Source organism: Streptococcus sp. bf_0095, assembly GCF_004166885.1.
In the GTDB taxonomy this organism is placed as follows: Bacteria; Bacillota; Bacilli; order Lactobacillales; family Streptococcaceae; genus Streptococcus.
The window spans coordinates 148,364-166,243 of the sequence record NZ_RCYU01000002.1; the positions used below are offsets into that span (position 1 = coordinate 148,364).

At 42.6% G+C, this 17,880-nt stretch carries 15 protein-coding genes; 3 read left to right on the forward strand and 12 right to left on the reverse strand.

Features of this window, described 5'->3' with window-relative positions:
• Positions 1-196: 196 nt before the first annotated feature.
• The 6 genes from recG to manA form a co-directional block, all read right to left on the reverse strand.
• The gene (recG, locus tag EAI95_RS05430; RefSeq protein WP_129822426.1) at positions 197-2,212 is read right to left on the reverse strand and encodes an ATP-dependent DNA helicase RecG; all 2,016 of its coding nucleotides are present in this window, start codon (positions 2,210-2,212) and stop codon (positions 197-199) included.
• Positions 2,213-2,309: 97 nt separating this feature from the next.
• Positions 2,310-3,437, reverse strand: coding sequence for an alanine racemase (alr, locus tag EAI95_RS05435; RefSeq protein WP_129822427.1), 1,128 nt, complete (start codon positions 3,435-3,437; stop codon positions 2,310-2,312).
• Positions 3,427-3,789, reverse strand: a complete 363-nt coding sequence (gene acpS, locus EAI95_RS05440; protein WP_006595699.1) for a holo-ACP synthase — start codon at positions 3,787-3,789, stop codon at positions 3,427-3,429. Before acpS ends, alr begins: the two co-directional genes overlap by 11 nt.
• Before the next feature lie 83 nt (positions 3,790-3,872).
• Positions 3,873-4,904, reverse strand: a complete 1,032-nt coding sequence (locus EAI95_RS05445) for a 3-deoxy-7-phosphoheptulonate synthase (protein ID WP_129822428.1) — start codon at positions 4,902-4,904, stop codon at positions 3,873-3,875.
• Positions 4,905-4,924: 20 nt separating this feature from the next.
• The gene (gene secA / locus EAI95_RS05450; protein WP_129822429.1) at positions 4,925-7,444 is read right to left on the reverse strand and encodes a preprotein translocase subunit SecA; all 2,520 of its coding nucleotides are present in this window, start codon (positions 7,442-7,444) and stop codon (positions 4,925-4,927) included.
• Positions 7,445-7,649: 205 nt separating this feature from the next.
• Positions 7,650-8,594 (reverse strand): mannose-6-phosphate isomerase, class I, encoded by a 945-nt coding sequence (gene manA, locus EAI95_RS05455; RefSeq protein WP_129822430.1) that lies wholly within the window; start codon positions 8,592-8,594, stop codon positions 7,650-7,652.
• Between the two features lie 143 nt (positions 8,595-8,737).
• Here manA and queG point away from each other — a divergent pair, with 143 nt between their 5' ends.
• Positions 8,738-9,871 carry a tRNA epoxyqueuosine(34) reductase QueG gene (gene queG, locus EAI95_RS05460; RefSeq protein ID WP_129822431.1) on the forward strand — a complete coding sequence of 378 codons (1,134 nt, stop codon included), beginning with the start codon at positions 8,738-8,740 and terminating at the stop codon, positions 9,869-9,871.
• Between the two features lie 61 nt (positions 9,872-9,932).
• Here the strand turns inward: queG and EAI95_RS05465 are convergent, their stop codons facing one another.
• The 4 genes from EAI95_RS05465 to EAI95_RS05480 all read right to left on the reverse strand — a co-directional run bounded on the left by EAI95_RS05465 (position 9,933) and on the right by EAI95_RS05480 (position 14,025).
• A complete protein-coding gene (locus EAI95_RS05465) occupies positions 9,933-10,448 on the reverse strand; it encodes a phosphatase PAP2 family protein (protein WP_129822432.1) in 516 nt (171 codons plus the stop codon).
• Positions 10,449-10,493: 45 nt separating this feature from the next.
• Positions 10,494-10,904, reverse strand: a complete 411-nt coding sequence (locus EAI95_RS05470; protein WP_129822433.1) for a peptide deformylase — start codon at positions 10,902-10,904, stop codon at positions 10,494-10,496.
• A gap of 108 nt (positions 10,905-11,012) precedes the next feature.
• The gene (gene scrK, locus EAI95_RS05475) at positions 11,013-11,906 is read right to left on the reverse strand and encodes a fructokinase ScrK (protein WP_129822434.1); all 894 of its coding nucleotides are present in this window, start codon (positions 11,904-11,906) and stop codon (positions 11,013-11,015) included.
• 199 nt (positions 11,907-12,105) lie between these two features.
• On the reverse strand, positions 12,106-14,025 hold the full coding sequence (locus EAI95_RS05480) for a sucrose-specific PTS transporter subunit IIBC (RefSeq protein ID WP_129822435.1): 1,920 nt from the start codon (positions 14,023-14,025) through the stop codon (positions 12,106-12,108).
• 380 nt (positions 14,026-14,405) lie between these two features.
• Here EAI95_RS05480 and EAI95_RS05485 point away from each other — a divergent pair, with 380 nt between their 5' ends.
• Both EAI95_RS05485 and EAI95_RS05490 read left to right on the forward strand, forming a co-directional pair.
• On the forward strand, positions 14,406-15,860 hold the full coding sequence (locus tag EAI95_RS05485; RefSeq protein WP_129822436.1) for a sucrose-6-phosphate hydrolase: 1,455 nt from the start codon (positions 14,406-14,408) through the stop codon (positions 15,858-15,860).
• Positions 15,841-16,806 carry a LacI family DNA-binding transcriptional regulator gene (locus tag EAI95_RS05490; protein WP_129822437.1) on the forward strand — a complete coding sequence of 322 codons (966 nt, stop codon included), beginning with the start codon at positions 15,841-15,843 and terminating at the stop codon, positions 16,804-16,806. Before EAI95_RS05485 ends, EAI95_RS05490 begins: the two co-directional genes overlap by 20 nt.
• 249 nt (positions 16,807-17,055) lie before the next feature.
• Here EAI95_RS05490 and nusB read toward each other — a convergent pair whose 3' ends face one another.
• Together nusB and EAI95_RS05505 are read right to left on the reverse strand one after the other, a co-directional pair.
• Positions 17,056-17,484 (reverse strand): transcription antitermination factor NusB, encoded by a 429-nt coding sequence (gene nusB / locus EAI95_RS05500; RefSeq protein WP_048691133.1) that lies wholly within the window; start codon positions 17,482-17,484, stop codon positions 17,056-17,058.
• Positions 17,477-17,866 (reverse strand): Asp23/Gls24 family envelope stress response protein, encoded by a 390-nt coding sequence (locus tag EAI95_RS05505; protein WP_129822438.1) that lies wholly within the window; start codon positions 17,864-17,866, stop codon positions 17,477-17,479. Before EAI95_RS05505 ends, nusB begins: the two co-directional genes overlap by 8 nt.
• Positions 17,867-17,880 lie beyond the last annotated feature (14 nt).

Genomic DNA, 17,880 nt, shown 5'->3' on the forward strand with positions numbered 1-17,880 from the left:
ATAAAAAGAGAGTGGGACAGAAATCGGTAATTCGTTAGAATTCGATTTCGTCGTCCCACCTCCGCACAGTTGAGTAGGGCTGTAAAAGCTGATAAAATCAGCGTAGTAGAGCCCACTCAACCACTGCGTCTTGCTCGACAATCCAAAGACAATTGAGAGGCTAGGACTTTTGTCCCAGCCTCTTTCTTATCCCTTTTTAATCCAGGTGTTCTTTCTGCTCCAAATGTAGAGACAGACAGTGCCAATCTGGATGCTCTCGCCAATTAGGAGTCGTGACCACCTGAACAGCTACCTTTCGTGCTTCCTCTAAGATTGGATAATCTTCAATGAGGTTGGCCACTTGAAATTCTGGTATGCCTGATTGGCGCGTTCCAAAGATTTCCCCAGAACCTCGTAGCTTGAGGTCTTCTTCTGCCAAGACAAACCCATTGGTGGTTTCGGTCATGATTTTCATCCGACGCTTGCCTGATTCTGTTTTGGGATTGGCAACTAATACTGCGTAAGACTGCTTATCACCACGCCCTACCCGACCTCTCAACTGGTGCAATTGGCTCAAACCAAAGCGGTCTGCATCCATGATAATCATGACGGTAGCATTGGGAACATTGACGCCGACCTCGATTACAGTTGTAGAAACTAGTAAGTCAATTCCTCCCTGCTTAAAGGCCTGCATAATGACCTCTTTTTCTTCCCCCTTCATCTTACCATGAAGGAGAGCAATACGGGCTCGGTCTCCAAAATAAGCAATCAATTCTTCCTCTAAGGCAATAGCATTTTTGAGGTCCAAGGCTTCAGATTCTTCAATCAAGGGAGAAATGACATAGGCTTGGGAACCTTTTTGGATTTCTTTGACTAGCCAATCCAAGACTAAATTTAACTGTTGATGCTTGACCCAGCGGGTGATAATCTCTTTTCGACCTGCTGGCATTTGGTCGATAATCGAAACATCCATATCTCCAAAAGCAGTGATTGCCAGAGTCCGGGGAATTGGGGTCGCTGTCATCATCAAGACATCCGGATTTTGGCCCTTTTCACGCAAGATCCGTCTTTGGGCTACACCGAAACGGTGCTGCTCATCAATAATGACCAATCCGAGATCATGAAAATGAACTCCCTCCTGAATCAAGGCATGAGTTCCCACAATAAGGTCCACTTGCCCTGTCTGAATCAATTCCAAGCGTTCTCTTCTCTCCGCAGCTTTTAGACTGCCTGTTAAAAGAAGAATTCTAAGACTAGGAAAGAGAGAGGTCAAACTTTGTAAATGTTGCTCGGCTAGGATTTCAGTCGGGACCATCAAGGCCGCTTGTTTGCCAGCTGTCACAGCAGCATACATGGCCAGCCCAGCAACAACGGTCTTCCCGCTTCCGACATCCCCTTGCAAAAGGCGATTCATGTGGTGAGGAGAACGCATATCTGCTAGAATTTCGTTCAGGCTCCGCTCCTGGGCTTCTGTCAACGTAAATGGAAGTTTAGCTTGAAGAGCTTTTAACTTTTTCTTGTCCCAATCCAGCACGATTCCCTGTCCGACGGAACGATTTTCTTCCTTCAAGACCTGCAGTTGCAATTGGAAAAAGAGTAGTTCTTCAAATTTTACTCGTCTCAGGGCCTGCTTGTATTCCTCAAGATCCTTGGGAAAATGCATAGCCCTGACCGCTTGTCTGCGAGAAAGCAAGTGGTACTTATCCATTAAAATCTGGGGTAAATTTTCTTCCAACAAGTTGTCTAAACCTGCTTCAAAAGCCGTTTTGATGACCTTTACTAGAGCAGACTGACTCACCCCTTGAGATAAGCGATAGACCGGTTGGAGATCATCTTCGACTTGGGCTAACAGCTTCATCCCTGTCAAGGCTCCCTTGGCCTTGTCCCACTTACCAAAGACAGCCACCGTTTGCCCTAGTTCAATCTTGTCTGCCAGATAGGGCTGGTTAAAGAAACTAACTGCTAGGACCAGCTCCCCTTGTTTAATGGTAAAGCGAAGCCGGTTACGCTTGTAACCATAATACTGGACATTGGCTGGAGTGGCAACAATTCCAGAAACAACTGCTTTTTCTCCATCTTCCAGATCTAAAACATTTTTTGATTTAAAATCTTCATACCGAAATGGGAAGTAGAGCAAGAGATCCTCAACCGTTTCGATTCCCAATTTTTTGTATTTCTCTGCTGATTTCGGTCCAATTCCTGGCAGGACAGAAAGTGGTTGGTGTAAGTTCATTCTTTCCTCCTAGATAAGAAAGGAGGCTGGGACCACCGTCATCAACCTCTTTCATCTCGAACTTTTTATAAAAGGAAGCTGGGAAAAGACAAACAACTTACTTCCCACTGTCTTCCTTTGTTGGACGATAAACTCTTGGTACGCGATCGCTCAGGACACAAACAACCTCATAGTTGATCGTGCCTCGATAGACTGCTACATCCGTTGTCGTTATAGCTAGATCACCATCCCTTCCGATCAATACTACCTTAGTCCCAATCGGGTAGGCCTTCGGTAGGCGAATGGTGATTTGGTCCATGGATACGCGACCGACAATCGGACAGAATTGCCCATCAACAAGAACATGAAAACCTTGCATATCTCTGGTCCAGCCATCTGCATAGCCAATTGGAATGGTCCCAATCCACTCTTCCTCGCTAGTCTGATAGGTCGCTCCATAACCAACTGTCTGACCCACTTCTAGTGGTTTGATATGGACCAATTCTGTTTCCAGACTCAAAGCAGGACGGATGCTATAGGGAAGCTCTAACTCTCTTCCACTTGGATTGAGCCCATACATGACATCACCCAGTCGGACAGCATTAAAAATGGTATCAGCATGCCATAAAGTTGTTGCTGAATTGCTGGCATGAACGATTTTCGGAGTATAGGGCAAGAGCTCCAACAAGCTCTTAAATCGTTGCAATTGGCCTTGGAAATGCCGGTCATCTTTCTCATCAGCTGTAGCAAAATGAGTAAAGATCCCTTCCACTTCTGCTCCATGGTCTCTTAATAAGATCATGGCTTCCTGCAAGTCTTCTGCCGAACGAAAACCAATTCGTCCCATTCCTGAATCCACTTTAATATGAACCTTCAACCCAGTCAAATCAGACTTTTCAGCCAACAATGCTTTCAACCACTCGAGACCAGCTACTGTATAACGAATTTCCTCTTTGATGGCAATCGCAACGTGTTCGACTGGTGCAACTCCCAAAATTAAAATCGGTTTTTCACCTGCTACTTGGCGAACTTCCAAGGCTTCATCTAGGTTGGAGACACAAAAAGCATCTACTAGTGGCAATAAACGTTCTACCACTGGCTCAACCCCATGACCGTATGCATTTGCCTTGACAACTGCAAAGGTCAAGGTCTCTTTCGGAATATGGGCTTGTATTTGTTGAACATTATAGGCAATAGCCTCTACATCCACATATGCTCGCGTTGGTCTATGTATACTAGCTTTCATTTCTTTCCTCCAAAATGACACTGGTCGAAACTAAATCGCCTGAGTGACTAATCGATACCCAAATCTTTCCACTAAAAGGAGCTTTTGAAAAATAGGGAGCTCCTTTTTGATTGGTTAGAATTTCCAGATCCTGAAATCCTACTGGACCAATTCCTGTTCCCCAAGCCTTGGAAAAGGCTTCTTTGGCAGACCATCGACCTGCCAGGTATTCCATTTTCCTTTTCCCAGATAATTGGTCGAACCGTTCTCGCTCCGTCTCTGTCAATACCTTGGAAGCAAATCTCGGATGTCTCTGGTAGGCTTGTTCAATGGATTGGATCGATTCGATATCTATCCCATGTCCAACAATCATATCTTTTCCTCTTTAATGATTTTCTATCAGCAACTCTATTTAAGAAGGAAAGGGCTGAGAATATTTTCTCCAGCCCTCTCCTCTTATTCAGCTACATACTGATAAATTTCTCGTACTAAGCTTTCTGTCTTTTCCCAACCTAAGCATGGGTCTGTGATCGATTGACCAAATACTTCTGGTTGATCTTGACGACCGTCCTCTAGATAAGATTCAATCATGAATCCACGGACTACATCATGGATAATTGGATTCCAGCTACGATTTGTAAGGGTTTCTCTGACAATGCGAATCTGCTCAGCAAATTTTTTCCCAGAATTATCATGATTGGTATCAACCAGGATAAATGGATGTTGCAAGCCCAAGGCTTGGTAGCGATGCGCAGCTTCTAGCAGATCTTCATAGTGGTAGTTTGGAATATTTTTCCCATTCGCGTCTAAGGCTCCGCGCAGAATAGCGTGTCCGAATGGATTTCCACTTGTCTCCACAGAACGACCATTATAGAAGAAATGATGCCCATGTTGTGTAGCATAAATTGCATTAAACATGACAGACAGATTGCCAGACGTTGGATTTTTCAATCCAGTTGGGACTGAGATGCCACTCGCCACAAATCGATGGCCTTGATCTTCTACAGAGCGTGCCCCAATAGCTACATAAGAAAGGAGATCCTCAACAAATGGGTAAGTTTCTGGATACAACAGTTCATCTGCTGTTGTCAAACCAGTCTCGGTAATCACTCGATAATGCAGGCGACGAACAGCCTTTAAACCAGCTACAAAACTAGGTTCTGAAGCAGTATCCGGCTGATGCATCAAGCCTTTATAGCCATCTCCATTGGTCCGAGGTTTAGCAGTGTAGACCCGCATCACAATGAAGACCCGATCTTTAACTTCTTCTTGAAGGGCTACAAGGCGACGAGCATATTCCATCACTGCTTCCTCATTATCTGATGAACATGGTCCCATCACAAGCAAAATCCGCTTGTCTTCCCCCTTCAAAATAGAGGCTAGTTCACGGTCACGCGCTTCTTTGCGAGCCAAATGTTCACCTTCTAAGCGATAAAGAGAGGTTACTGCTGTTTCATCAATGATTGGGCTAGTAGCTGTAAAAGACATAGACTGATCCTTTCATACGATTAGAGTTTTTTACCGTGGCAGTTTTTAAATTTCTTACCAGATCCACATGGACAGATGTCATTGCGTTTGATTTGACTCAAATCAAGATCTTCTGGTAAATCAGTTTTTTGAGCAGCAATATTACGAGTCGCTGTCGTTGAGATACTGTGTTCTGTACGTGGACGCTCTTGTTCATGGATTTGAGCTTTCATCATCAAACGAGTCACATCAAACTCGATGGAGCCAATCATATCGTTGAACATACGGAATCCTTCAGATTGGTATTCAACCACAGGATTGTTTTGTGCATAACCACGGAGACCAACAGCATTACGCAATTGATCCAAGGCATCGATGTGATCAGTCCATTTGCTATCCACAACACGAAGGATCAAGACTTTTTGAAATTCTCTGACTGCTTCTTCATCACGTAATTTCGCTACTTGGTTTTCATAAACCTCTTCAGCGCGTTTGTACAAGTAATCAATCACTTCTTTATCCGATTTGCCTTCAATATCGCTCTCTGAAATCGTATCTTCAGGGACCAAATTGTATTTGGCAAAGTTCAAGATAGCTTCGATTCGTTCTTCCTTGCTTGAGTGGCTTGCTCCTTCAACGATCCGTTTAATCGTCCGCTTGATCATGGCCTTGATTTCTGGCGCCAAATCACGATCCGCTGTAATGACATCATAGCGTTGAGAGTAGATAATCTCGCGTTGTTCCCGCATAACATCATCATACTGAAGGACTTGCTTACGAGTGTCATAGTTGTTCCCTTCCACTCGTTTTTGAGCTGCTTCGACTTGACGTGTAAACATGTTAGATCTGATGACAGATTCTTCTTCGCTTAGTTTGAAGCGGTCCAGCAAGGCTTTGATACGCTCTGAACCGAAACGACGCATCAACTCATCTTCAAGAGAAAGATAAAATTGAGATTCACCTGGATCCCCTTGACGTCCAGAACGTCCACGCAACTGGTTATCAATACGACGGCTTTCATGACGCTCTGTACCAATCACACAAAGTCCACCGAGTTCACGAACCCCTTCGCCGAGCTTGATATCGGTACCACGTCCGGCCATGTTGGTCGCGATGGTAACGGCACCACGTTGACCAGCGTTCATGATAATTTGCGCTTCTTTGTAGTGGTTTTTCGCATTCAAGACTTCGTGAGGAACGCCTGCTTCGACCAAAAGACGAGAGAGGTAGTCACTGGTTTCAACAGCAACAGTACCCACCAAGACTGGTTGGCCTTTTTCATAGCGAGCCTTTACATCTTCTACTACAGCTTTAAACTTCGATTTCAAGCTTGGATAGAGAAGGTCTGGATGGTCAATACGTGCAATCGGACGGTTAGTTGGAATTGGAATGACGCGAATGTTGTAGATTTCACGGAATTCTTCTTCTTCTGTTTTACCAGTACCTGTCATCCCTGAAAGTTTCTTGTACATACGGAACAAGTTTTGGTAGGTAATAGAAGCTGATGTTTTGGTTTCTTCTTGAACCGGCACACCTTCTTTAGCCTCAATCGCTTGGTGCAAGCCGTCTGAATAACGACGACCTTCCATGGTCCGACCTGTAAATTGGTCGACGATCAAGATTTCTTGATCCTCACTGACCACATAGTCGATATCCAAAATCATGATGTAGTTGGCACGGAGAGCATTGTCAATGTAGTGCGTTAAAGCAACATTTTCAATGTCATACAAGTTTTCAAGCTTAAAGTAGCTTTCAGCCTTATCAATTCCAGAATCTGACAAACCAATCGTTTTTGAAGGGACATCAATAATGTAGTCTTCTTCTTCCAAAGATTTCACAAAGGCATCCGCCATGTGATAAAGTTGGCTAGTTTCTGTAGAAGTCTGACCTGAAACAATCAATGGAGTACGGGCTTCATCTATTAAGATGGAGTCTACCTCATCGACCAATGCGTAGTTCAAAGGACGTTGTACCATGTTTTCGGCACGAACAACCATGTTATCACGCAAGTAGTCGAAACCGATTTCCGCGTTGGTTGAATAGGTGATATCACAAGCGTAAGCTTCTTGTTTTTCAGAAGGTGATTTTGCAGCTAGGTTGATCCCAACTGAAAGACCTAGCCATGAGTACAATTCCCCCATCTCTGTCGCGTCACGTTCTGTCAAGTATTCGTTGACAGTAACAACGTGAACTCCTTTACCAGATAGGGCATTCAAATACACCGGCATGGTCGCGGTCAAGGTTTTCCCTTCCCCTGTACGCATTTCTGGAACGTCACCATGGTGAAGAACAATTCCCCCCATGACCTGTACTTTATAAGGGAACAAGCCCAAGACACGTTTAGCACCTTCACGAACTACTGCGAAAGCTTCATAGAGGAGATCATCCAATGATTCACCATCTTGGTAGCGTTGCTTGAACTCTTCTGTTTTCGCTTTCAGTTCATCATCTGACAAGGCAGCCATTTGATCTTCATACGAGAAGACCTTATCTGCCATCTTTTCCAATCGTCTTAATTCACCTTTATCATTTTCGATAATTGTTTTTAATAAATTAGCCATTAGTTTCCTTACTTTTCAAATTTCTTAAATTTTAAACGTTCTTTTTATTATAGCACACTGTAGCTTATCCATCAAGAAATTCCATTGATTAGAAGATGGTTTCTCCCTCTTTTTCTCTTATCAATTTCACCTCCCAACCATCCATTAGAAAATTCCTAAAAACAACAAAAGGCTGAGCACTTGATGACTCAACCTTCTTTCTTCTTTATGGATGACTGACAATTAATTCCATCTCTTCTCCTGACAAGGTCCAATTCTGGATATCACTCGTTAAGATAAAGTGGTCCCCTTTTCCAATCGGATAATTCTCCCCATCTACCTGAAGACTTCCTTGCCCTGAGAGAACGCTCACCAAGCTATAATCATGGGTCTTTTCAAATCGAACTTCCCCATTAACTACCCACTTGTGAACACCAAAGAAGTCATTGGCCACTAACAAAGTCGATGACAAGTGATCAACTTTTTCCTCAACTGGTCGGCTATTTGCCGGAGCACCTAAGTTCAGTACATCAATGGACTGTTCAATATGCAACTCACGTAGATTCCCTTGATCGTCTTTACGATCAAAGTCGTAAACCCGATAGGTCGTGTCGCTCGATTGCTGGGTTTCTAAAATCAAGATACCTGAACCGATCGCATGCATGGTTCCACTTGGTACATAGAAGAAATCTCCCGCTTTCACAGGAACCCGTGCTAAAAGATCATCCCATTCTTTGACTTCGATCATTTGGCGCAATTCTTCCTTGGACTGGGCGTGATGACCATAGATAATCTCTGCCCCCTCATCAGCAGCAATAATATACCAGCATTCGGTTTTTCCAAGTTCTCCTTCATGCTCCATTCCATAGGCATCATCTGGGTGAACCTGAACACTGAGCCAGTCATTTGCATCTAGAATCTTTGTCAACAAAGGAAAAACCGGTTCTGTTCGATCTCCAAATAATTCGCGATGCTCTGCATATAGTTGGTCTAAGCCCATTCCAGCATAAGGTCCATTCTTAACAACAGAAACACCATGTGGATGGGCCGAAATAGCCCAGTATTCACCAACATGATCGCTCGGGATTTCATAGCCAAACTCATCTCGTAATCTAGTTCCACCCCAAATCTTTTCCTGCATGACGGATTGTAAAAATAACGGTTGTGACATACCTGCCTCCATATATCCTTGTATTCAATACCTTATTATACCAAATTCTACTCATTTTTGAAAGCCATGCCAAGCTGTTTAGACCCTTTTTAATTTTTTGCACGTTTTTCGCATTTTTACCAGCTTTCCGCTATAATAGGTATATGAACCTCAAAGAATCTATTATTGAATTGGCTCACTCCATTGGTATTTCAAAAATTGGCTTTACCACGGCAGATGATTTTTCCTATTTAGAAAAATCCCTCCGCCTAGCTGTGGAAGAAGGCCGAAATTCTGGTTTTGAGCACAAAAATATTGAAGAACGAATCCAACCACGCTTAAGTTTAGCTTCTGCTAAAACGATTATCTCCATTGCCGTTGCCTATCCTCACAAGTTAAAACAACAACCTCAGAAGACAGCCTATAAACGCGGAAAATTCACCCCCAATAGCTGGGGCCTTGATTATCACTATGTCTTGCAGGATAAATTAGACCGCCTAGCACGAGGGGTTGAAGAATTAACCGCCGACTTCGAATACAAGGGCATGGTGGATACCGGTGCCTTAGTGGATACCGCGGTTGCTCAACGAGCAGGGATTGGCTTTATCGGAAAGAACGGCCTCGTCATCTCAAAAGAATACGGTTCTTATATGTTTCTAGGGGAGCTGATCACCAACCTAGAAATTGAACCCGATCAAGCAGTCAACTATGGTTGTGGAGATTGCAACCGCTGTGTAGAAGCCTGCCCGACTTCTTGCTTAATCGGAGATGGCACCATGAATGCCCGACGTTGTCTATCCTTTCAGACCCAAGACAAGGGCATGATGGATATGGAATTCCGTAAAAAGATTAAAACGGTCATCTACGGCTGTGATATCTGTCAAATCTGTTGTCCCTACAACCGTGGTTTGGATAATCCACTAGCCACTGACATTGATCCGGAACTCGCTCACCCAGAATTAATCCCCTTTATCGAGCTATCCAATGGACAATTCAAAGAAAAATTCGGAATGGTCGCTGGTAGTTGGCGGGGGAAAAATATCCTTCAGCGCAATGCCATCATTGCATTGGCCAATGCTAACGACCGGTCTGCCATCCCTAAACTTTTAGAAATTATCGAAACCTCGCAAAACCAGATTCATATTGCAACAGCCATTTGGTCACTGGGAGAGCTGATTCGTGAAGTCACACCTGACTTGGTTGATTTGTTAACTTCCCTCAAAAAACCAAGTCCTGCGATTATAGAAGAACGTGAACGGTTCTTCCAAAAATTCCAACACCAAATCTCACATAATTAAAAACTGCCTAACTGAGTTAGGCAGTTTTTAATCATTTCTTACTTCTCTCATCCAGCCTCTATCAGAAAATTCCTAATAGAGAAAAACTGACAATTCCCCATAGGAGTGCAACGACAAATCCGACTACGACATCACGGACAAAATGGAGTCCCGCCAGAACACGAACTCCTGCCAATAGCAGAGCCAAGAAGAGACCTAGGCTCGATAGAAGAGGATTCACACCCCAAGCTACCGTCGAAATGATTGCCGCCGAAAAAACATGCCGACTTGGCATAGAACTCCCCTTGCCTTCTCTCTCTAAGAGAGGTGGAAATGCACCAAGCTCATAGGGACGGGGCCAATTGATTGCTTTTCGAATGACACTCAATAAAATAAAGCCAGAGGCTGGAACCAACAGATAGGCAAGAACAACCCAAAGCTCGGAAGCTTTCAGATAGGCTGCCCAAAGAACATAAAAGTAAAGGAGTGGCATCAGGAGGGTGACGAGGCGGTTGACCCACCTTAATAAAGAAAGATAATAGGGATGGGACACCAAAAATGGTCTAACCCGTTCATAGAACAAATATTCTTTTTTCATCAACAATTTCTCTTCGATCGATTCCTTAACAAGCAGCAACTAGACCTAGATCAAAATCCCTTCCAGGTGATCTAGCTCATGCTGGCAAATCTGGGCCGCAAAACCTTCTAAGCTTATGATCTGAGGCTTCCAATTCATGTCGCGGTAGGAGACTTGAATCTTTTCAAAGCGGCTCGTTTTTCGGCTCCCTGCCAAAGAAAGGCACCCCTCTTCTGTCTCATAAACTCCTTCTTTCTTGACTAGAACAGGGTTAAAGAGAACCAAGGGCATCAAACCAAATTGGATAATGATCACTCGCTTGCGTACACCAATCATATTGGCCGCCATGCCAACACAGAAATCCTGGTGAGCTCGTAAGGTATCTTGTAAATCTTGCGCCAGGTACAAATCCTCTTTTGTCGCTTCTTCAGACACTTGACTCAAAAAGAAGGGATCCTTCATAATGGCTTTTTCCATCTTTTCTCCTCTCTTGCTTAAAAAAGAGAAGGTCATTCATCCATCTTCCCGACGAAGAACTCCCTCCCCTAGCATTTTGATACTTTCTGTTGTTTCAGCCTTACCTGATTAGTCTCTTTTGCTGACTTGTTTTGCTAAGACAAAGTTACCCAAGGTTGCTGAACCATTTTCAGCTACCGCTGGAGTCACGATGTAGTCACGAACATCTGGAACTGGTAAGTAGCCGTTCAATAATACTGTGAATTTTTCACGAACGCGATCCAACATGTGCTGTTGTGCCATCACTCCTCCACCAAATACAATCACATCTGGGCGGAAGGTTACAGTCGCATTGACAGCAGCTTGAGCAATATAGTAGGCTTGGATATCCCATACAGAGCTATTGAGTTCGATATTTTCCCCACGAATACCAGTACGAGCTTCCAAGCTTGGACCAGCCGCAAGACCTTCTAAACAGCCTCTGTGGAATGGACACACACCATTAAATTCTTTTTCAACATCCATTGGGTGTTTGGCAACATAGTAATGGCCCATCTCAGGATGTCCTACTCCACCAATGAATTCACCACGCTGGATGACACCTGCACCAATCCCTGTACCGATTGTGTAGTAGACTAGGTTTTCAATCCGTGCACCCGCATTGTTACGAGCCACGACCTCACCATATGCTGAACTATTTACGTCAGTTGTAAAGTAAATCGGTACATTTAATGCACGACGGAAAGCACCTACCACATCAATATTCGCCCAATGTAGTTTGGGAGTTGTTGTAATAAAACCATATGTTTTTGAATTTTTATCAATGTCAATAGGTCCAAATGAACCAATCGCTAAACCAGCAAGATTTTCAAATTTAGAGAAAAACTCAATACATTTATCAAGGGTTTCAATAGGGGTCGTTGTCGGAAACTGTGTTTTCTCAATGACGTTATAATTTTCGTCACCTACAGCACAAACAAACTTTGTTCCACCTGCTTCAAGACTTCCATATAATTTAGTCATATCAAACCTCTTCTTCAATTCTCTTTTTTTCTATTATATCATAAAGGAAAGCGGTTCACTTCTATTCCTTAAAGAAAAAACTACTCTTATTTATGTTTAAACATTAGGTGAGAAAGTTTTTTATTCCAAACCTCATCTCCAAACAAAATTCAAGGACTGGAGGATACCCTAACCAGTCCTTGAGCAATCATATTTTAGATTATGCTTTTACTTCAATAATCGCGTCGCCTTTAGCAACTGCACCAGTAGCTACTGGAGTTACTGAAGCATAGTCAGATGTGTTTGTGACGATGACCATCGTTGTATCATCAAGACCAGCCGCTGCAATTTTAGCAGAATCAAATGTTCCAAGAACATCGCCAGCTTTGACCTTATCGCCTTGAGCAACTTTCTGATCAAATCCTTCCCCGTTCATTGAAACTGTATCAATCCCAACGTGGATCAAAACTTCAGCACCATTGGCTGTTTTCAAGCCAAAAGCATGTCCAGTTGCAAAAGCAATGGTTACTTCAGCATCCGCCGGAGCATATACAACACCTTCAGTTGGTTTGATGGCAATCCCTTGTCCCATAGCACCACTTGAGAATACAGGGTCATTTACGTTTTCTAAAGCAACCGCTTGACCAACGATTGGAGAGATGATGGTTTCATCTTGAAGAGATACTGGAACAGTTCCAGTTGTTTCTTCTTCAATAATTGCACCAGCTTCTTCGTCTTCTGCAGGAACTGATGAAGCTTCATCTTCGTAACCGAACATATATGTCAAACCAAAACTTAGTGCAGTTGTAAATACAACCATAAATACATATTTCAATAATTGACCGTTTAGATAGAGAAGTGTTCCTGGAATAATTGTAATACCAAATCCTGTACCAGCAAGGTTTAACATAGATGCAATCCAACCACCTACAGCACCTGCTCCCAAAGCAATAACGAATGGTTTCACATAACGCAAGTTCACACCAAAGATTGCAGGCTCAGTAATACCTAATAAGGCAGAAATAGTTGCAGGAAATGCTAAAGCTTTCACTTTTTGAGATTTTGATTTCACTGCCACCGCTAAAGTCGCACCAGCTTGTGCAGTCATAGCAGCTGTAATAATTGCATTAAATGGATCTTTTTTATCCGAAGTAATTAATTGCGATTCAAGAAGGTTAAAAATATGATGGACACCAGTAACGACAATCAACTGATGAACCCCACCGATAAGAAGACCTGCAAGGCCGAATGGTAAATTTAAAATAAACTTAGTTGCATTCAGTACATGTTCCTCGATGCTGTGGAAGAATGGTCCAATAATAAACAAAGCGAGGAATGACATGATTGTTAATGTAAATAATGGAACCAATAACAAATCTAAGACATCTGGAATTTTCTTATGGAGCCATTTTTCAAGTTTTGCACCAATTAGACCAACGAAGAAAGCGGGAAGAACTGAGTTCTGGAATCCAACTACATGATGGAAGATACCAAAGAATGTTGCTGCTTTAGAAGGATCTTCCGCTACAACCCACGCATTAGGAAGTGTCGGACTAACCATCATCAAACCAATTACAATTCCAAGAACAGGATTTCCTCCAAACACTCGGAACGCAGACCATGAAATCAAGGCTGGGAAGAAAGCAAACGCAGTATCTGTCAAAATTGTTGAATAGGTATAGAAATCTGTAGATTTAAATGCGTCTGCTGTAGTACCAAACAAAGCCAGCACTTGATCTTGAGCAATAGCACCACGAATTCCCATAAACAAACCAGTTGCAACGATTGCTGGCAAAATTGGGACAAAAACATCTCCGAAGGTACGGATTGCGCGTTGGAACCAATTTCCTTGTTTCGCTGCTTCAGCTTTCATTTCATCTTTTGAAGAAGTTGGCAAGCCTAGAGCTACTACTTCATCGTAGATCTTATTTACAGTACCAGTACCAAAGATGATTTGGTATTGACCTGAGTTAAAGAAAGCTCCCTGTACTTTTTCAATGTTCTCAACAACATCTTTGTTGATTTTTGATTCATCTTTAACCATCACGCGAAGACGAGTCGCACAGTGAGCAACACTGCTAACGTTCTCAACTCCACCGATTGCATCGATGACTTTTTTTGCAATTTCTGTATTTGACATTTGCAAAAATCTCCTTATTTTTTATTGTTTTGAAAACGGTTAAACCATCTCTACGCTCTTAATTGTACCACGTATTAAGAATATGTCAACCGTTTTGCAGAAAGTTTTTGGCATTTATTTGCATTTTTTGATGGTTTGAAAATAGTACTTTTGATTTTCATTCACCCCAACGCCCGTCTACTGTAGAATATGGGCTTTATCAGGTTTTTAAATTTTCAAATACTTTCATTCTTTCATTTGTTTTCATAAATCAAATTTAGCCTCCACCTCGATATTTTATGATAAACGTTTGACATTTTTTCTCAATTCTTTAGCCAAAGTCTTGCTTTTTTTTATAGAAATCGGTACTATGGAAGTAAGAAAAATTTTGGAGGAGTCAAATGGAATGGACAACAGAACTTCGGTACAAACGGTATGAAGACTGGACCGAAGAAGAAAAGAAACAAATAAGAGAAAACATGGCTAATTCTCCTTGGCATACTCATTACCATGTCGAACCCAAAACTGGCCTTTTAAATGACCCGAATGGTTTCTCCTATTTTAATGGTAAATGGATTCTCTTTTACCAGAATTTTCCCTTTGGAGCCGCTCACGGATTGAAGTCTTGGGTACAACTGGAAAGTGATGATTTAGTTCATTTTAAAGAAACTGGTCTTAAGGTTTTACCAGACACACCTTTGGATAGCCATGGAGCCTATTCTGGTTCAGCTATGCAATTCGATGACAAACTATTTTTATTCTATACAGGAAATGTACGAGACGAGAACTGGATCCGTCATCCCTACCAAATCGGGGCCCTCTTAGACCAGGATGGAAACCTCGAAAAAATCGACCAAATTCTCATTGATCAACCAAAGGATGCTACCGATCATTTCCGCGACCCACAGATTTTTAAATTCAAAGATCAATACTATACCATCGTCGGTGGTCAAGACCTTGAGAAAAAAGGATTCGTTCGCCTTTACAAAGCGGTGAATAACGACTATACCAACTGGGTTGAAGTGGGCGATCTTGATTTCGACAATGATCGTACAGCATATATGATGGAGTGTCCTAACTTGGTCTTCGTCGGCGAGCAACCTGTCCTTCTTTATTGCCCTCAAGGTTTGGACAAAGCAGTCCTCGACTACGACAATATCTACCCAAATATGTATAAGATTGGGGCTTCCTTTGATCCTGAACAAGCTCGTCTCGTTGACGTATCTGAATTGCACAACTTGGACTACGGCTTCGAAGCCTATGCAACTCAAGGCTTCAACACTCCTGATGGAAGAGCCTTAACGGTTAGCTGGTTAGGTTTACCAGATGTCGCTTACCCATCCGATCGCTATGACCACCAAGGAGCCTTCTCTTTGGTCAAAGAGCTAACCATTCAGGACGGTAAACTTTATCAATATCCGGTTGAAGCTGTAAAAGAGCTCCGCTCTACTTCTTCCGAATTTACAAACAAGGAAACAACCAATAATTGCTACGAGTTAGAATTAACCTTTGAAGCCAATAGCAAAAGTGAGATTGTTCTCCTAGCCGATAAAGAAGGCAAAGGACTTTCTATTACTTTTGATATTGCAAATGGTCAAGTCATTGTCGACCGTAGCCAAGCTGGCGAACAGTATGCCCAAGAGTTTGGAACTACTCGTACTTGCCCGATCAAAAATCAAGCGACAACAGCTACAATTTTCATCGATAACTCGATTTTTGAAATTTTTATCAACAAAGGAGAAAAAGTATTCTCTGGTCGCGTCTTCCCGCATGCTGATCAAACTGGTATCTTGATCAAATCCGGAACACCAACTGGAACATACTACGAACTAGACTATGGTCGCAAAGCTCACTGATGTCGCCAAACTAGCTGGTGTCAGCCCCACGACAGTTTCACGAGTCATTAACAAAAAGGGCTATTTATCTGAAAAAACTGTCTCAAAGGTTAAAGAGGCCATGAGGGAATTGGGCTACAAGCCCAATACGATTGCTCGGAGCCTACAAGGAAAATCAGCCAAGTTAATCGGCTTAATCTTCCCAAAAATCAGCCATGTCTTCTATGCAGAATTAATCGATAAACTGGAAGAAGAACTGTTCAGACATGGGTACAAAACCATCATTTGTAATAGCGAGCATGATTCGGAAAAAGAACGTGAATACATCGAAATGCTAGAAGCCAATCAAGTAGATGGGATTATTTCTGGTAGTCATAATCTGGGAATTGAAGATTATAACCGAGTTACAGCACCTATTATCGCCTTTGACCGGAATCTCTCCCCTGAGATTCCAGTCGTCTCGTCGGATAACTACGCTGGGGGCGTTCTCGCTGCGGAAACCCTTGCCAAGACAGGGGCAAAAAAGATTATCATGCTCACAGGGAATGATAACTCCAATTCCCCAACCGGTCTTCGCCATGCTGGCTTTGCTTCCGTCTTGCCAGAAGCACAAATTATCAATGTTTCCAGTGATTATTCACCCATTCGCAAAGAAATGGAAATCAAGTCCATCTTGACACAGCAAAAACCGGATGCCATTTTTGCGTCTGACGATCTAACGGCTATTTTGGTGATGAAAATCGCTGACGAACTCGGGATTGACATTCCAGAAGACCTGAAGATCATTGGCTATGACGGGACCTACTTTATCGAAAATTATTTCCCCCGTCTCACCACCATCAAGCAACCTTTACAGGAGATTGCTCGCCTGACGGTCGACCTTCTTCTTCAAAAAATCGAAGGAAAAGATGTAAAAACAACAGGCTATTTTCTCCCTGTTAGTGTTTTACCAGGCAAAAGTGTTTAAAAGAGAGTGGGACAGAAATCGGTAATTCGTTAGAATTCGATTTCGTCGTCCCACCTCCGCACAGTTGAGTAGGGCTGTAAAAGCTGATAAAATCAGCGCAGTAGAGCCCACTCAACCACTGCGTCTTGTTAGACAATCCAAAGTCAATTGAGAAGACCGAACTTTTGTACCAGTCTTTTTCCTTATCATGATCAAGCAAAGCTCTATACTCAAAAAGAAACCACCCTCAAAGGTGGTTTCTTTTCTATCTTATTCTGCTTCCGTTACGAATTGACTTAAGACACCATTCACAAACCGAGCAGATTTCTCATCTGAAAATGTTTTAGCTAATTCAATTGCTTCATTCACTGCAACCAGCTGAGGGGTATCAAAGGAAGTGATTTCGAACACACCCAAACGAAGAATGTTTTTCTCCACTAGAGTCAAGCGTTCGACGGTCCATCCAGTTTTCAAGTGTTGGGCAATCTGTTGATCCAATTCATCCTTTGATTGACGAACACCAGATACCAAATTGAGTAGAAAAGCTGGAATTTCCACTTCCTGGTCAGTTTCCTCTTTGTCATGAGTAAAAGCAAATTGACACGCTTCTACAACGTCCCCTTCATACTCTAAACTCATTAGAGCTTGAAAGGCACGCTCCCGTAGATCACGACGTGATTCAAATAAAATATCAGTCATTGAGGAAATCCTCATTAAACAAATCTTTCAAATCAGGTTTCGCTGCTTTTTCAGTCACGATTCCAACCACATGGATATTGACATCATCCAAGGTGACATCTGCCATATTGTAGACAGCTGTTTTTACTGCTTTTTGGATCGCAACCGCTACTTTAGGGACTGCTACACCATACTCTAGATAAAGGTAAATATCAACAGAGATTTGACCATCTTCTTGTGTACGAAGGTAAACCCCACGTCCTAGAGCACGTTTTGAAAGGCTATCCGATACACTCTTGTTTTCAAGAGAATGAACACCTTCTACTTTTGCAGTCGCAATCGCAATAATTTTTTCTAGCACACGAGGTGCAATGACGATTTCGCCGTATTGTTCAGTTGCCATAGAAGTTCCTTTCT

Bases quoted from the DNA above. Each gene is read 5' to 3' on its own strand.
- nusB (WP_048691133.1), bottom strand. From the start codon at position 17,484: ATGACTGATATTTTATTTGAATCACGTCGTGATCTACGGGAGCGTGCC.
- EAI95_RS05465 (WP_129822432.1), bottom strand. From the start codon at position 10,448: ATGAAAAAAGAATATTTGTTCTATGAACGGGTTAGACCATTTTTGGTG.
- EAI95_RS05480 (WP_129822435.1), bottom strand. From the start codon at position 14,025: ATGTCAAATACAGAAATTGCAAAAAAAGTCATCGATGCAATCGGTGGA.
- secA (WP_129822429.1), bottom strand. From the start codon at position 7,444: ATGGCTAATTTATTAAAAACAATTATCGAAAATGATAAAGGTGAATTA.
- EAI95_RS05470 (WP_129822433.1), bottom strand. From the start codon at position 10,904: ATGGAAAAAGCCATTATGAAGGATCCCTTCTTTTTGAGTCAAGTGTCT.
- recG (WP_129822426.1), bottom strand. From the start codon at position 2,212: ATGAACTTACACCAACCACTTTCTGTCCTGCCAGGAATTGGACCGAAA.
- EAI95_RS05505 (WP_129822438.1), bottom strand. From the start codon at position 17,866: ATGGCAACTGAACAATACGGCGAAATCGTCATTGCACCTCGTGTGCTA.
- EAI95_RS05445 (WP_129822428.1), bottom strand. From the start codon at position 4,904: ATGTCTTTTACAGCTACTAGCCCAATCATTGATGAAACAGCAGTAACC.
- scrK (WP_129822434.1), bottom strand. From the start codon at position 11,906: ATGACTAAATTATATGGAAGTCTTGAAGCAGGTGGAACAAAGTTTGTT.
- manA (WP_129822430.1), bottom strand. From the start codon at position 8,594: ATGTCACAACCGTTATTTTTACAATCCGTCATGCAGGAAAAGATTTGG.
- queG (WP_129822431.1), top strand. From the start codon at position 8,738: ATGAACCTCAAAGAATCTATTATTGAATTGGCTCACTCCATTGGTATT.
- alr (WP_129822427.1), bottom strand. From the start codon at position 3,437: ATGAAAGCTAGTATACATAGACCAACGCGAGCATATGTGGATGTAGAG.
- acpS (WP_006595699.1), bottom strand. From the start codon at position 3,789: ATGATTGTTGGACATGGGATAGATATCGAATCGATCCAATCCATTGAA.
- EAI95_RS05490 (WP_129822437.1), top strand. From the start codon at position 15,841: ATGGTCGCAAAGCTCACTGATGTCGCCAAACTAGCTGGTGTCAGCCCC.
- EAI95_RS05485 (WP_129822436.1), top strand. From the start codon at position 14,406: ATGGAATGGACAACAGAACTTCGGTACAAACGGTATGAAGACTGGACC.